The sequence below is a fragment of the Microvirga pakistanensis genome, assembly GCF_004458765.1.
Classification (GTDB): Bacteria; Pseudomonadota; Alphaproteobacteria; order Rhizobiales; family Beijerinckiaceae; genus Microvirga; species Microvirga pakistanensis.
This window is the reverse complement of the sequence record NZ_SPJX01000187.1, coordinates 250,923-265,677: the sequence shown is the minus strand read 5'-3', so window position 1 is coordinate 265,677 and position 14,755 is coordinate 250,923. Positions and strand designations below refer to the sequence as shown.

Here is a 14,755-nt window from a genome sequence, read left to right as displayed (position 1 = left end):
AAACAACAGACACGGTTGCGCTTCAGTTCCAGCTTTCACGTTCATGTGTGCCGTACCGCACATCGACGGGCACCGCGGCCGCCCGTCCGTCAACACGCGCTTAACGGACAAGGCCTAGGGTCCCTGCGGGGCTTGCGCGGGAGAAATGGGGTATGGCGTCCTCTGCGAACCCGGACTTTTGGTCCGACCTGTCCGGTTGGAGCGGCAGGGATGCAAGCGCTGCTCTCCTCAAGGTCAATGCGGAGATGTTCGCCGCCGCTCCCGTCCGGGACCGCGAGAGCATCGAAACCTTCGAAGCCCTGGCCCTCGGGTTTCTGCCGAAAGCCGACCGCGCCACCCTGCTCGAGATCGCGCGCATCCTCGCGCGCTGTCCGGATACGCCGCCCTCGGTTCTCGACTATCTGCGGCGTCATGGAGCGGAAGACCACGCCATCATGCCGGGACGCCAGGCACGCGCCGCCCCGGTTCCTCATGCGCGGTATCTTGCAACGCCGGCGGGACGGGTCCACCTCGCCTCTCGCCGTCCGATCGAGCCCGCAACCGTCGAAGGCATCCTGGTGCTGCGGGAAGAGGCCAGCGAGGACGCTCTGGCCGCGAACCCGACCTTCTCTCCCGCGATGCCGGCCTTTCATGGGCTGGTCAGGCGCGCCGTCGAACGCCCGGCCCTCGCGCGGATTCTCCTCCAGCGCGCCGACCTCTCACCGGCTCATGCGGCTTGCCTCTACCTGGCGGCCGACCGAGAACGGCGCGGCCTCATCCGCCAGCGGGTCATGGAAACCCTCCCTTCGACGGCCGGCTCCCCTCTCCGCTTGCAACCCCGTGATGCGGCCGCGCTCTCGGAGGCTGGCCACGAGGGCGACATCGCACGCTTCGAGCGGCTGCTGACGAGCGCCTTCGGTCTTCCGGGCGCGATCGAGTGGCGCATCCTCCAGTCCGGACGTCACCTGCTTCTCGCACTGGCCCTGAAGGCGGCGGGAGTGCCGGAGAAAGAGGCTCTCCGCATCTTCCTGAGCCTGCATCCCGCCCTGTCCTATCCGCTCTCGGCGATCCGTGAGCTGGTCCGCGAGATGCGCGACGTTCCCGGCGCGGTCGCATTCAGCCTCGTCGAGACGATCCTCGGCGCGAGGGCCCTCGGCGGAGGGAGCCGGGCGGTTTAAGCATCCGGCGCGAGATCGAGGAGATGGCGGCCCTGCCGGTCATCCACCTCCACCAGCCAGAGGTCGGGATCGAAACGCAGCTCCCGCGCCATTCTCTCCTCCACGTCGAGAGGCGTCACCCCCTGCAGGACCGGCGCGAAGAGACGCTCGTCCCGGTCTTCGACGAAGAGCTGCGGCGCGGGCCCATAGAGACTTGCCGTGCCGTCGAGATGATCGACCTTCACGAAGATCGCTCCGGCCTCCGCGGAGCCGCGCTTGCGCAAAGCGGCGTCGAGCCCTTCGACGCCGCAGCGGCGCAAATAGGCGGAAACCCAGAAATCGGATCGGAGGCGAGCCATCACTGGACGGCAATGCCCGACAGCGAGGAGAGTTCACGCACCGTGCGCGCGTTGAACGTGCCGGTGACGGGCAAATGCCTGTCCTGTTCGAAGCGTTCGATGGCCTGACGGGTGCCGGGTCCCATCATCCCGTCAACCTTCACGCCGTAGCCCAGGCGGGCCAGAGCGCGCTGGCCGGAGAGCACGACATCCGCTCCGTCGGAGCGCCCCACATTGGCCGGCGGCGTCGGCACCGGTCCGCCGAGGCGGATCATCTCCGCAATGGGGTCTCGGACGGTCTGCGTGCGGCTCGGAGGTGAAGCGGGCACAGGTGATGGGGCGGGTGCCGGGACAGGCGCAGGAGCCGGCGCCTGGAGGGCGGCCCGCTGCGGGCGTTGCGGCGCGGGAGGCGGCGCCCCGTTGCTGCGGATCAGGTCCGAGATCCCGCTGCGCGGGGCCGGCGCGGCGGGGGCTGTCTCGACCGGAAGCGCCGACCCGACCGGCTCGGGCCGATCGAGGCTCTGAGCCGCGCGAGCATCCGCCATCGGCCGGGACGGCGGCAGGGGTCGCGTCGGATCGGCCTCTGCCAGGGCTGGCGCAGCCGCCGGATCACGCTGGGAGAACAGGGGCGCCGGATGGCGGGTATTCTGCAGGAGCAGGGCGTTCCAGGCGATCGCGCCGGCGCATCCGGCCAGAACCACAGCCACCACGACGCGGCCCGGGTGCCTCAGCGCATGGTCCATCAGCCGCTCGCCCATGCCCGCCTTGCGCGGCGCCTTCCTGGCCGTGCGCTTCGGCTGCGGACGCGGCGAAGCCTTCCGCCGCACGACGGCGGGCAGGTCGAAATCGTCCTCGGGCTCGGCAGCAAAAACATCACGCACAACAATCATCCCAGCGTTGAAGGAGCGCACGATGACCGGTCATCATCGCCCCTCTGACAGGCGGCGAGCCGATGTCAAAGGTCACGAACGAGAGCCCCCGAAGCCGCTCCTCCCTTTTCTTGGCGAAAGCGTGGCAGATGTCCCTTAAACGAAGGCTTAAACCCATGCCCTCGTCCCCTCTCGGTCCCGGCCAACGGCGAGGAACCCACCGCCGGATCGTTGCGGCGAAACATTGTTTTTCTTGCAATCCAAGGAACTTAACAGCTTTGGTTAAAGCCCGGCGGGCTTTAACCTTTCGTTTACCCTGATTGCAGCTTCCCTGCGGATCTTCTCCGCCGGGCCGGCACGGCACGTTATGATGCATCACCTTTGATCCATCTGCGGGCACCCGGCAGCCTCTTCATGTTTTCGATTCTGCGTTTCATCCTCATCATTGGCGTGATCTTCTATTATTCGCCCGTCCGCGACCGTGGCGGGACGACGGACCCGCTTCTGGATTTCGTCGCCCCCAGGACGGCCGAGGGAACCGAACCCGCCACGAGATCGGCCACCGACCATGCAGCGCCCGGCCATCTCGAGACCGCCTGGCAGCTTCTGCCGGAAGGCGCCAAGCAGGCCGTGGTCGAGAAGATCCTCACCACATCCGGCCTCACGCCGACCGCTCCGAAAGCCTCCGATACCCTCAAGCCGGAAGATCGCGCCCCGTCGGCCTCGAAACCCCGCGGCTGATTGCAGCCTGCCCGTCGCCAAACGCCTCTCCAGCAATTATATGACCGGCAGACAAAGCAGGGATGCCATGCTGCCGAGCATTGACGAGATCGTCTCCAACTTCGAGCTCCTGGACGACTGGGAAGAGCGCTATCGCTACGTGATCGAGCTGGGGCGGATGATGGAGCCGCTTCCGAGCGAGGCCCACACGGATGCCAACAAGGTTCAGGGCTGCGCGAGCCAGGTCTGGCTCGAAACGCGCCTCGACCGCTCCGGCGGCCGGCCCGCCCTTCACCTCCTCGGGGACAGCGACGCCCACATCGTGCGCGGCCTGGTGGCCCTGATGATCGCGCTCTACGACGGGAAGACGCCGGAGGAGGCCCTCTCCACCGACGCCCTGGCTCTGTTCAAGGAACTCGGCCTGGCGGAGCATCTGACGCCGCAGCGGTCCAACGGGGTGAGATCCATGGTCGAGCGAATCCGCCGCGATGCGCAGGTGGCTCAGGCGGCTCTTTGACCTCGGAACTGTTCCACTTGCGTGGAATCATCACCTCATGGCTTGGGTGTGCCGCATTATTGGCGGCGGACCGGGTCCACTTCGCCGAACAATGCTCCAGCCATCAGGCGCGCCCGCCCTCGATGACCACGGCCCGCCATGTCGTGATCCCGCGGGAAGCCGCCGGACCGCGGGCGGCGGCCTCGACGCCGTAATGCTCGGCAAGACGGGCGAGCGCGAGACGCACCACGATCTTGGCGGAGCGCTGCGGCCATCCCCGTTCCCGCTCGAGCTGCTCCAGGCCTTTCAGGAATCCGCAGAGATCCAGCAGCAGGTCGCCGAAATCCGCCCCCACGGCATCGAAGGCATGCCGAATGCGCTGGCGGGCGGCCACCATGCGGTCCGTCGCCTCCGACGGCGATGCGCCGCCGCCGCCCGCCGGGACCGCATCCCACCGGGCCGTGACGCGCGGGAGCAGACCTGCGAGCATGATGTCCGTGCGCAGCCGCTCGCCGGCTTGGTAGGCCGCCTCGTCGATCATCGGTTCTCCCTTGCGGTCCTTTCGGCGGCGCAGCCAATCGAGCGGGCTCTCCTCCGCGTCGAGCCGAACCCGGCTGGGTCCCGTCTCGGTCCGGACCGTGGCCTCGACGATGTCACGGTGCTGATGCAGAAAGGCCGTTTCTGGCTCCTCCGCGCAGGCGCGCCGCAGATGCGAGCGCCCCGCCTCGCTCAAGCAAAGCGTTCTCTGCCCGGACGAACCCTGCTGCCAGAAGGCGAGATCCTGCCGGGCAAGCAGATCAGCAGCCGCAACGGCGAACTGCCCGGCGCCGACCGAAATGCCTGCGCGTTTCCTGTGGACGATCACGCGGGTGTCGTCGGTCGGGTCAACCATGACGCGCGTTTCCCCTGTGCCCATTGCAATCAGAAGTCGAAGCGCCTCTCGTGGCATCGCATCGGCCCTCGCGGCCAGCGGGACAGCGGTCCCGCGCCCCCTCGTTTGCTTGACGCGCTTAGCTTTTTTCGTGCGCCGAAGCCCAGGAAGACCGGCAGGGGCAATCGTTTCGTGAATGCGTTCATGTTCATTTTTGTTCATGATTTGTTCCCATAAATAAAGAAAGAAAGGACTCGCCCCTCCACCTCTGATAGTGGGCGCATATTCCTAGATGTCAACGTGATTCAAAACTGTTGATAACACTGAGGACAATTCGGAGGAGGCGCCTCTCGGGCCAACAAACGCCACGAAGGACGCCCCGTCACGACAGGGTCGAGACAGCAAAAAGCCGCCCCGTGGGGCGGCTTGAAGCGACGAGGTCTTCCGGTGTCGAAAGCGGTTTCCTCAGGCGGGGGATCATCTCCCTGCCCGGGTGCGCCGCGCACTGGGCGGCGAACCGGCTCCCTTCGCCGAAAATGGTTTAGCCCCGCGAGGAACGGCGCTTACGGCGCTGCTGGCCCAGGCCCATCTCCTTGGCGAGCTCGGAACGGGCCTTCGCGTAGTTCGGAGCGACCATGGGGTAATCGACCGGAAGAGCCCACTTCTCGCGGTATTGCTCGGGAGTCATGTTGTACTGCGTGCGCAGATGGCGCTTCAGCGACTTGAACTTCTTTCCGTCCTCCAGGCAGACGATGTAGTCGGGAGTGACGGACTTCTTCACGGGAATGGCCGGCTTCGGAGCTTCGACAGGAGCTTCCACGGTGCCGCCACCCACACGCATCAGGGCGGAGTGAACATCGTTGATCAACGTGGGCAGATCGCCTGACGGAACAGAGTTGTTGCTCACATAGGCCGACACGATATCCGCAGCCAGTTCAATGTAGTTCGATGCAGCGATATTGTCGCTCATTTTGATTTTCTTCCTTTCCGGCCCACAAGAACAGCCCAATTGCCTATCGGTCTGCACTATTGAGCAGCCATTGCACAAGCAATGCTTTCCTCAACCTTGAGCCGCAATGTACATGCACAAAGACCGTGCCTGCCCGTTCAGGTATGTCAAATTCGCCTGAAACACAAGATCATTAAAAGGAAAACTTTGGAAAACTTGGGGTCAACTTTCAGTGTGCAATAAACCGATGTTGAAGCGGGGGTCAAACGCGAAATCGGTCGAAGCAACCCATTATTGAATTCGAACGCTCCCTACCAGAAGAAGTAGCTATAAAGCAAATGCCTTAGGGGCAAGAGGACCATGCCTGGTCGACATCGCCCGAACCCCGGATGGGAAATCCGAGTTATGTATGCATAATCACGCCCTCCCCATCCCGATCCGGATCATTGCATGACACTCGAGCGTCTTCCGACCAATGCCCTACCTCCTGCGCCGGTCACGCCGGCAAGGCCGTACACCTTTGAAGTGCATGGGGTGAGAATTCAGGACGACTATGCTTGGCTCAAGGCCGAGAACTGGAAGGAAGTGCTCAAGAATCCGGCAGCCCTGGATCCTGCGATTCGCGAATGTCTCGAAAGGGAGAACACCTACGCGTCCGAGGCTTTTGCCGGGACCGAGGATTTCCAGGCCCGGCTCGTGGCGGAGATGCGCGGGCGCATCAAGGAGGACGATTCGTCCGTTCCCCAGCCGGACGGCCCCTTCGCGTATTTCACCCGCTATCGCGATGGCGGGCAGCACCCTCTCGTCTGCCGTCAGCCGCGGGACGGCGGCTCCGAGACGGTCATGCTCGACGGAGACAGGGAGGCCGAAGGGCATGCCTTCTTCAACCTGGGCGGAGCGGATCACTCGCCGGATCACCGGCTCCTCGCCTGGGGCTCGGACATCAAGGGCTCCGAATACTTCACGCTCCGCGTCCGCGACCTCGGAACTGGCAAGGACCTGTCCGACGAGGTGCCCCAGACCTCGGGCGGCGTGGTATGGCTCAACGACAGTTCCGGCTTCTATTACGTGGAGCTCGACGAGAATCATCGCCCGGTCAGGGTCCGGCGCCATCTGATCGGCACCGACCCGGCCCAGGATCGCACCGTCTACGAGGAGAAGGATCCGGGCTTCTTCGTCAAGCTCGGCGTCACCCAGTCGGATGCCTTCGTGCTGATCGAGGCGAGCGACCATGAAACCTCGGAAGTCTGGCTCCTCGACCGGTCCGACGCCGCAGCCACGCCGCGCCTCGTCGAGGCGCGCACGCCCCAGCTGCAATATGATGTGGAGCATCATGGAGACAGCCTGATCATCCTCACCAACGCGGACGGGGCGGAGGACTTCAAGATCGTCACCGCGCCGGTCGCCTCTCCCGGCCGCGCCCACTGGAAGGATCTCGTCCCCTACCGTCCCGGAACGATGATCCTCTCGGTCATGGCCCTTGCCCGCTACCTGGTGCGGCTGGAGCGGGAGAACGCCAATCCCAGGATCGTGCTCCGCGAGATGGCCACGGGCCGGGAGGACAGCATCGCCTTCGACGAGGAGGCCTATTCTCTCGGCTTCACGCCCGGCTACGAGTTCGACACGGACGTGATCCGCTACCATTACTCCTCCCTGACGACGCCCGGCGAGGTGACGGATTACGACCTGCGCACGGGTGAACGCACCCTGCGCAAGCGGCAGGAGGTTCCGAGCGGCCACGATCCGGCCGATTACGTGACGCGTCGCCTCTTCGCCACCGCGCCGGACGGCGAGCAGGTCCCCATCTCGATCCTGCACCGGCGGGAGATCGCGGTCGACGGTTCGGCCCCCTGCCTCCTCTACGGATACGGCTCCTACGGCATGTCCATGCCCGCGAGCTTCCGCACGGGAATCCTGTCGCTCGTGGACCGGGGCTTCGTCTACGCCATTGCCCATATCCGGGGTGGAACGGAGAAGGGCTGGCGCTGGTATCTCGACGGCAAGCGCGAGAAGAAGACGAACACGTTCAAGGATTTCATCGCCTGCGGCGAGGCCCTGGCGGCGGCCGGCTACACGTCCCGCGGGCGGATCGTGGCCCATGGCGGCAGCGCGGGCGGGATGCTGATGGGAGCGGTCGCCAACATGGCGCCGGACCTCTTCGCCGGCATCATCGCCGAGGTTCCCTTCGTGGACGTCCTCAACACCATGCTGGACGCCGATCTTCCCCTCACCCCGCCAGAATGGCCCGAATGGGGAAATCCGGCCGCCGACGAGGGCGCCTTCTCTACTATTCTGGCATATTCGCCCTATGATAACGTAAAGCCGCAGGCCTATCCTGCCATTCTGTCGCTTGCCGGTCTCACCGACCCGCGCGTGACCTATTGGGAGCCCGCCAAATGGGTCGCGCGTCTCAGGGCGACGATGACCGGAGGAGGACCGATCCTGCTCAGGCTCAACATGGACGCGGGCCATGGCGGAGCGGCTGGGCGCTTCGACCGACTGGAAGAGGTTGCCCTCGCCTATACGTTCGCGATCAAGAGCATAGAGGGATTTGGCAGGTGACTGAGAACCTGACCGCTTGCGGAGGAGGCGGTGGCCGCGAAGGGCCCCGAACTGCTCCGATCTTCAAGAACGTGCATCCATGACGATTCGAGACGGTCCAGACAGAGCGGACGATGCGGCCTCCGACGCGCAGCGCCTCGCCACGCTGGAGCGGCGCCTGCAGCAGGCCGAGTTCGCCCTTCGCGTGAGCAACGCGAAGCTTCGCATGTCGCTCGATGTCAGCCGCCTCGGGGCGTGGGAGTGCAATCAGGAGACCGGAGAAGTGACCGGCACCCCCGCCTTCAAGGCCTATTTCGGGCTGCCGCCCGATGCGTCGCTCACCCGTGAGGAACTGCGGGCGATGTTCCATCCCGATGACATCGAGCGGATCGACCAGGCAGTTTCCTACGCGCTGAAGACGAACACGGACTTCAACATCGAGCACCGCATCATCCGGGCCGACGGGCGCCCGGGCCGCGTTCACATCCGGGGGGCGGTGATCTCCGAGGGCGGCAAGCCGCTTTATACGATGGGGGTCGTTCAGGATATCACCGAGCGCGAGAAAGCCCGGCAGGAGATCAATCTCGCGCAACGCCGCCAGGAGTTCCTGCTGGAGCTCAACGATCAACTCCGCACCCTCGAGGATCCCAGGGCGATCATGGAGACGGCGGCGCGGCATCTGGCGCGCTTTCTCGACGTCGACACGGCGGCCTACGGCGAGGTCTTCGAGGAGCGCGGCGTGATCGTCATCGAGCGGGAATGGTCCAAGAATATCCTCACCAGCGAAGGCAAGGTGGAGAGTCTGGGCCAGCTTGCCGAATTCGAGCTGTCCGCGCTCAGGCATGGACATCCGGTGATCGTGGAAGACATCAAGGCGGATCCGCGCTTGAGCGACGCTGCGCAGCAGGCGCGATACACCGGCATGAACCTCCGATCGCTCGTGAGCATGCCGGTTCTCAGGAACGACCAGCTCAAGGCGGTTCTGTATACGAGCGCGGCACTGCCCCGGACGTGGACCGGCGAGGACGTCGCGCTCATCGAGGACGTGGCCGAACGGACTTGGCTCGCCGTCGAAAAGGCGCGAGCCGAACGGGGATTGCGCGAGACGGAAGCACGCTTCCGCATCATCGCGGAGTCGCTGCCGGCCCTGGTCTGGATCGTCGATCCCGACGTGAGGTTGACCTATGCCAACGAGCGCTGGGTCACGTATTCCGGCCTCCCGCCGGAAGAGGCCCTCGGCCACAGCTGGATGCAGGCGATCCATCCCGATGACATGGCGCGCATGCATGAAGAGCTGAAAAGCGTCATGGAACACCGCACGCCCTACGTGACGGAGGCCCGGTACCGGTCCCATGAGGGCGTCTACCGCTGGCATATCATCCAGGCGGAGCCGTTCTACAAGGAAGGGATCTTCAGCGGATGGGTCGGCACCAGCGTCGACATCCAGGACATCAAGGAAACGGAGGCTGCGCTTCGCCTCAGCGAGGAGCGTCTTTCCCTCGCCCAGCGCGCCGCCGGCATCGGTGTCTACGACTGGGACAGGGTTGCCGGCAAAATCGTCTGGACCGCTGAACAGGAGCGCCTGTTCGGCATTGAGCCCGGTACGTTCAAGGGAGACATCTCCGGCTGGAAGGAACGGGTGCATCCCGAGGATCGGCCGTCCGTCCTCAAGATCATGGAAGAAGCCGAGTTTCGCCGCGAGACGGAACTCTACCTGTCCTACCGGATCATTACGCCGGACCAGAGCGTCCGCTTCATCGACACCACATCGGTGTACTTCTATGCCGACAACGGCACACCGACGCGCCTGGTCGGCGTCAATATCGATGTCACCCGGTACAAAGAGGCGGAGCAGCGCCAGCAGCTCCTGATCCGGGAGCTTCATCACCGGGTCAAGAACACCCTGGCGACAGTCCAGGCCATCGTCGGCTCGACTGCGCGCACATCCTCCAGCATCGACGAGTTCTATCAGGGCTTCGTCGGCCGTATCGTCTCGCTGGCACGCACGCACAATCTCCTGACCGAACATATCTGGCAGAAGGCCGACCTTCACGAGCTCGTCGAAACGGAACTCGGCCCTTACGGGGACGAGTCGCGCAACCGCATCCTCATCGATGGCCCGCATGTCGAGCTCCCGTCGGAGGCTGCCGTCCCCATCGGGATGGCCATCCACGAGCTCACCACGAATGCCGCCAAGCACGGCGCTCTGTCGGCCTTCGGCGGACAGGTGGAAGTTCGCTGGCATCTCGAACCTGACGGGGACCGTCCGACGCTGCACTTCACGTGGACAGAGCATGGCGGGCCGCGCGTCACGGCTCCGGCGCGGCAGGGCTTCGGCTCACGCCTGCTGCAGCGGGTCCTCGCCGCGCAGCTCCAGGCTGACGTGAAAATGGATTTCAGGGAAGAGGGACTCTATTTCACGCTGAGCATGCCCGTTCCAACCGAACCGCCCCTCTTCAACCCCGACAAGTAGAACTCATTCCCGCGGCAAACCTTCACCCCGAAATACAAGGAAGGCGTCATGCTGTTGAGCGCGAAGCGATCGCATCTTCTCGTGGTGGATGTCCAGGCGAGACTCATGCCGGCCATTCACGAGGGCGACTCCACACTCAAGACCATCAACCTGCTCCTGCAGGCGGCAGCCCGGCTCGGCGTTCCGGTCACGGTGACCGAACAATACCCGCAGGGTCTCGGCCCGACCGTCCCTGCGGTGGCCGAGGCTCTTCCGGCCGCGACGCCGGCCCTGCCGAAAACGAGCTTCTCGGCCGCAAGCGATCCGGCCCTTGCGGAGCGCATCGCCCGGCTTCGCGGTGAAGGACGCGACCAGCTCGTCATCTGCGGTGTCGAGGCGCATATCTGCGTGCTGCAGAGCGCGCTCGGTTTCAAGGAAACGGGGCTCGACGTGTTCGTGGTCGCCGACGCGGTTTCGAGCCGTTCTCCGCACAGTGTCAGCGCCGCCTGCGCCCGCCTGCTCCATGCGGGCTGCCATTGGGTGACCGCCGAGATGGTGGCCTTCGAATGGATGGAGAGGGCCGCAACGGACGATTTCCGGGCTCTCTCCCGGCTGTTCAAGTAGGCGTGCTTCCGCCCTCGCCGCCCGAGGCGATGAAGGCCTTCAGCTCGTCGAGGGACTGGAAGCGGAAAAGGCCCTTGGGCGTCTGCGCTTCGATGGAGCCGTCCGAGAACATCACGTAGGTGTTGTCACCGGAATTGTAGGTGCCGATGATCGTTGCGGGGCCGCCCGGCGTCTCGTCCGGCGTCTTCTCCCGGTCGGCGTCCTCGGCGGCATCGGGCTCGTCCCGGGAAGCGGCCGGCTCCGGCTCCGCCTCAAGGGCCGGAGCGGACTCGGCCGGCGGCTCACGTTCTGCGTCGCGCGCGCGCTCTTCCGGAAGCTCGTCCTCAGGCTCATCGAGCTTGGGCTCTTCGGTGAAAAGCGTCGCGTCGGCGGGCGTGTCGTAGATGTCCACGTTCGTCTCGCTCCGCCGCTCGGCCAGCAGGAAGTCCGGAACCTTGCCTTCGATCTCCTCCCCGTCACCATGTTCGATCCCGGCGGCGGACGTCACCGGCGGGAACGGTGGAAGACGCTCACCCGTCGCCGCCGAGGCGTCGGCATCGCCCTTGCGCTCGCGGCCCTCGTCAGCGGGCGTGTCCTCACGCGCGAAAAGCGGCAGGTTCGGCTGCGCCTCGTCCTGTTCCTTTCCCTCGCTGCGGCTGACCGTGCTGCCGCCGAGCAGCCCGCCCGCGAGAGATGCCGCGGCGATGCCGGCGGACGACGGGGAAGCATCGCTCTGGCCCGTCTCGCCGGAGCTGATCCGGAGGCGGGCAAGCTCGGATTGAATTCGAGCGAGCTTCGATACGGCCGCCGTGATCCCCAACAGAAGCGCGCCGCATGCGGCGCTGAAGGTGCCGGCGATCACCATCGTCCAGCCACGTTCTATCAGAACGATGTCCCAGCCGAAAAAAGCAGTCAGCAATCCACCGACGATCATCGCAAAAGCGAGGGCCAGAAGAGCGATGATCATGCCGTCTCCATCATACGCAAACCAAGGTTTTCGAAGGCAAAGCTATGCCTCTATAGGCGAAAGGCAACATCCTGGAAAGATTGGCTAGAAAAAAGTCCGCGCCTGAGCCGTTGCTCTTCAGGCTGGGGCGCTTTAACTAACGCCTCACAGGTCGCTCAATCCAAAGGAGACGCCGATGTCGTTCACTCTGCCCGAACTGCCGTATGCTTACGATGCCCTGCAGCCCTACATGTCGCGGGAAACCCTCGAGTTTCACCACGACAAGCACCATGCGGCTTACGTCAACACCGGCAACAACCTGCTGAAAGGCACGGAATTCGAAGGCAAGAGCGTCGAGGAGGTCGTGAAGGGCTCCTACGGCAAGAACCAGGCGCTCTTCAACAATGCCGGCCAGCACTACAACCACATCCACTTCTGGATGTGGATGAAGCCCAATGGCGGCGGCGCGCTGCCCGGCAAGCTCGAGAAGAAGATCGTCGAGGATCTCGGCTCGGTCGACAAGATGAAGGAAGACTTCATCCAGGCCGGTGTAAGCCAGTTCGGCTCCGGCTGGGCCTGGCTCGCCGTGAAGGACGGCAAGATCACGGTCATGAAGACCCCGAACGGCGAGAACCCGCTGGTGCACGGGGCCCAGCCGATCCTGGGCTGCGACGTGTGGGAGCACTCCTACTACATCGATTACCGCAACCGCCGTCCCGACTACATCAAGGCCTTCCTCGACAATCTGGTGAACTGGGAGCACGTCGAGGAAATGTTCGAAACCGCCACGAAGTAAGCCAGTTTCTCACGTTACCTCAGACGGGCCTCTTCGGAGGCCCGTTTCGTTTTGGGCTTCTGGGTGAGGAACGAGTCTGATCCCCCGTGTCGCCAGCAAATCGACGAACTCTTCCGACCTCAGATATTCCAGCTCCGCGACACGACTTTCCACGGCCGGATCGAGCCCGCGCAGCTCATCGTCCCCATAGCCGGGGTGACACATGACGAGCGGGGTTCGGCCCGGGTTCGACAAGGCGGAGTCGAAGATGCGGCGGGCCGGCACGGAGAGATCGAACGGGGCGAAGCCGGAGAACCCCCTGTTCGTGACGAATCCCGCAGCCTGTGCGTCCCGGGCGAAGCCCCGCGCGAGACCCCTGACGACGAGCGCCTTGCCGCGTCCAACCGGGCGGCGCAGGATCGCGATGGTTCGGTCGGCGGGGTCCCGCAGCCACACGCGCCCGGCATAGCCCCTGTCCCGAAGCAGCTGGAGCAAAGCCTCCCTCACCCCGGGCAGGACATGCACGTGCTGATGCCCGTCGACGAAGGACGGCGCTTCGCCATGAGCCTCCTCGAAGGCATCGAGCTGACGGGCGATCTCGCCCCTGATCTCGGCTCCGTCCAGCCCGCCCCGAAAAGCTGTGGCCAGGAGGCTCCGGAGCGGCGGAAAGCATCCTGCGGACGCAAGCCGGGCCATGGGTCCCAACGGCGCGCCGGTCGTGAGATTGAGATGAAGGCCGATGCCGATCCGCTCCTTCAGCGGCTTCAGGTCGGGCGCGGCGCGGCGCCAGCCGGGCATGTTGGTCATGGCGCCCGTCGCCGAGAGGCGGCCCATTTGGGCGAGCTCCGCGATCCCCCGGCTCACGCCGTCGCTGAGGCCGAAATCGTCGGCGCACAGAATGACGTTGCGGAGTTCAACGCTCGTTGTCATCGTCTTCGGCATCCGCGCGGCTCACGAGAACTCAACCCGATGGGTCCCCCTCGCAACGTCCTATCACAAATCCGCACATAGGCTCTTGAGGAAAACCGCAATCTCGGGTCTTGATGCGCGCGGTCATGAGGGATCAAAGCCGTGGCGTCGCCCAAGCTCAGCGTCATCATTCCCGTCCACAACGAAAGCGCCAATATCGGGCCGCTCTGCGAGCGTCTGTTTCCGGTGCTCGAGCGCACGGGCCTGTCCTGGGAGGTGGTGTTCGTCGATGACGGCAGCCGGGACGAAACCCTGGACGTGATCCGCTCCTTAAGCCGGACGGAGCCCCGGATCGGGGCCCTTTCGTTCAGCCGCAATTTCGGCAAGGAGATCGCCATCGCGGCCGGCCTCGACCACGCGAGAGGCAAGGCGGTGGTGATCATGGATGCGGACCTGCAGCACCCGCCGGAGATGATCGAGGCCTTCGTGGAGCGCTGGCGGCAGGGCTACGACATGGTCTACGGGCAGCGGACCGACCGCTCCGACGAGACCCGGGTCAAGCGCGGCTTCGCGCATCTGTTCTACCGCCTCTTCGCGCGCTTTGGAGAAATCGGCCTGCCCGAGGGGGCCGGCGACTTCCGCCTCATCGACCGCAAGGGCGTCGAGGTGTTGCGCGCGATGGGCGAGAAGGCCCGCTTCTCGAAAGGGCTCTATGCCTGGATCGGTTTCAAGAGCACCGGCGTCCCCTTCGTCGTGGAGGAGCGCCGTTCCGGCACGTCCCAATGGAGCTTCAGAAGGCTCTTCCGGTTCGCCTTCGACGGCATCGCGTCCTTCTCCACGGTGCCGCTCCGGATCTGGACCTATCTCGGCTTCCTGATCTCGTTCCTGTCGATCGCGACCGCGCTCTACTTCCTGATCAGGACCCTTCTGTTCGGCACCGATCTTCCGGGCTTTCCGAGCCTGATCGTGTCGATCATGTTCTTCTCCGGCATCCAGTTGATGTCCCTCGGCATCATCGGCGAATATGTGGGCCGTATCTTCGCGGAGGTGAAACGTCGGCCCCTCTATGTGGTCGCCGAGCGGATCGGCGGCACGGCCGAGGTCTCGAACAGCCTCGTCCCCGAAAGCTCTCAGCAACGCCGGGCCTGAC

General features: G+C 64.8%; 14 protein-coding genes. 8 read left to right on the top strand and 6 right to left on the bottom strand.

From position 1 onward, the window contains the following. The first annotated feature begins 152 nt into the window (after positions 1-152). Complete coding sequence (locus E4K09_RS12975) at positions 153-1,157, top strand: hypothetical protein (RefSeq protein WP_134497602.1); 1,005 nt, start codon at positions 153-155, stop codon at positions 1,155-1,157. On the opposite strand, the gene E4K09_RS12970 is transcribed toward E4K09_RS12975, so the two are convergent. Both E4K09_RS12970 and E4K09_RS12965 read right to left on the bottom strand, forming a co-directional pair. Then, positions 1,154-1,495, bottom strand: coding sequence for a DUF1491 family protein (locus tag E4K09_RS12970; RefSeq protein WP_134497600.1), 342 nt, complete (start codon positions 1,493-1,495; stop codon positions 1,154-1,156). The genes E4K09_RS12975 and E4K09_RS12970 overlap by 4 nt on opposite strands. Continuing rightward, positions 1,495-2,355: a peptidoglycan-binding domain-containing protein gene (locus tag E4K09_RS12965; RefSeq protein ID WP_166802293.1), complete on the bottom strand. Its 861-nt coding sequence runs from the start codon at positions 2,353-2,355 to the stop codon at positions 1,495-1,497. The genes E4K09_RS12970 and E4K09_RS12965 overlap by 1 nt, the downstream gene beginning before the upstream one ends. A 402-nt stretch (positions 2,356-2,757) precedes the next feature. Between E4K09_RS12965 and E4K09_RS12960 the strand changes: the two genes are divergently transcribed. Both E4K09_RS12960 and E4K09_RS12955 read left to right on the top strand, forming a co-directional pair. Beyond that, positions 2,758-3,084, top strand: coding sequence for a hypothetical protein (locus E4K09_RS12960; RefSeq protein ID WP_134497596.1), 327 nt, complete (start codon positions 2,758-2,760; stop codon positions 3,082-3,084). 67 nt (positions 3,085-3,151) lie between these two features. Next, on the top strand, positions 3,152-3,580 hold the full coding sequence (locus E4K09_RS12955; RefSeq protein WP_134497594.1) for a SufE family protein: 429 nt from the start codon (positions 3,152-3,154) through the stop codon (positions 3,578-3,580). 103 nt (positions 3,581-3,683) lie between these two features. Here E4K09_RS12955 and E4K09_RS12950 read toward each other — a convergent pair whose 3' ends face one another. Continuing rightward, entirely contained in the window at positions 3,684-4,451 is a 768-nt protein-coding gene (locus tag E4K09_RS12950; RefSeq protein ID WP_134497592.1) for a DUF6456 domain-containing protein, read from the bottom strand. Positions 4,452-4,971: 520 nt separating this feature from the next. Then, positions 4,972-5,400 carry a Ros/MucR family transcriptional regulator gene (locus E4K09_RS12945; RefSeq protein ID WP_193557279.1) on the bottom strand — a complete coding sequence of 143 codons (429 nt, stop codon included), beginning with the start codon at positions 5,398-5,400 and terminating at the stop codon, positions 4,972-4,974. Between the two features lie 429 nt (positions 5,401-5,829). On the opposite strand from E4K09_RS12945, the gene E4K09_RS12940 reads away from it, so the two are divergent. The 3 genes from E4K09_RS12940 (at position 5,830) to E4K09_RS12930 (ending at position 10,996) form a co-directional block, all read left to right on the top strand. Next, positions 5,830-7,941, top strand: a complete 2,112-nt coding sequence (locus tag E4K09_RS12940; protein WP_134497590.1) for a S9 family peptidase — start codon at positions 5,830-5,832, stop codon at positions 7,939-7,941. A gap of 79 nt (positions 7,942-8,020) precedes the next feature. Then, positions 8,021-10,393, top strand: coding sequence for a PAS domain-containing protein (locus E4K09_RS12935; protein WP_134497588.1), 2,373 nt, complete (start codon positions 8,021-8,023; stop codon positions 10,391-10,393). Positions 10,394-10,441: 48 nt separating this feature from the next. Further along, a complete protein-coding gene (locus E4K09_RS12930) occupies positions 10,442-10,996 on the top strand; it encodes a hydrolase (RefSeq protein WP_134497586.1) in 555 nt (184 codons plus the stop codon). On the opposite strand, the gene E4K09_RS12925 is transcribed toward E4K09_RS12930, so the two are convergent. Beyond that, positions 10,989-11,942, bottom strand: a complete 954-nt coding sequence (locus tag E4K09_RS12925) for a hypothetical protein (RefSeq protein ID WP_134497584.1) — start codon at positions 11,940-11,942, stop codon at positions 10,989-10,991. The two genes, E4K09_RS12930 and E4K09_RS12925, sit on opposite strands and share 8 nt — an antisense overlap. A 175-nt stretch (positions 11,943-12,117) precedes the next feature. Here E4K09_RS12925 and E4K09_RS12920 point away from each other — a divergent pair, with 175 nt between their 5' ends. Continuing rightward, positions 12,118-12,717, top strand: coding sequence for a superoxide dismutase (locus E4K09_RS12920; RefSeq protein WP_134497582.1), 600 nt, complete (start codon positions 12,118-12,120; stop codon positions 12,715-12,717). Positions 12,718-12,726: 9 nt separating this feature from the next. On the opposite strand, the gene E4K09_RS12915 is transcribed toward E4K09_RS12920, so the two are convergent. Beyond that, the gene (locus E4K09_RS12915) at positions 12,727-13,626 is read right to left on the bottom strand and encodes a ChbG/HpnK family deacetylase (RefSeq protein ID WP_134497580.1); all 900 of its coding nucleotides are present in this window, start codon (positions 13,624-13,626) and stop codon (positions 12,727-12,729) included. A 141-nt stretch (positions 13,627-13,767) separates the two neighbouring features. Between E4K09_RS12915 and E4K09_RS12910 the strand changes: the two genes are divergently transcribed. After that, positions 13,768-14,754: a glycosyltransferase family 2 protein gene (locus tag E4K09_RS12910; RefSeq protein ID WP_134497578.1), complete on the top strand. Its 987-nt coding sequence runs from the start codon at positions 13,768-13,770 to the stop codon at positions 14,752-14,754. The last annotated feature ends 1 nt before the right edge of the window (position 14,755 follow it).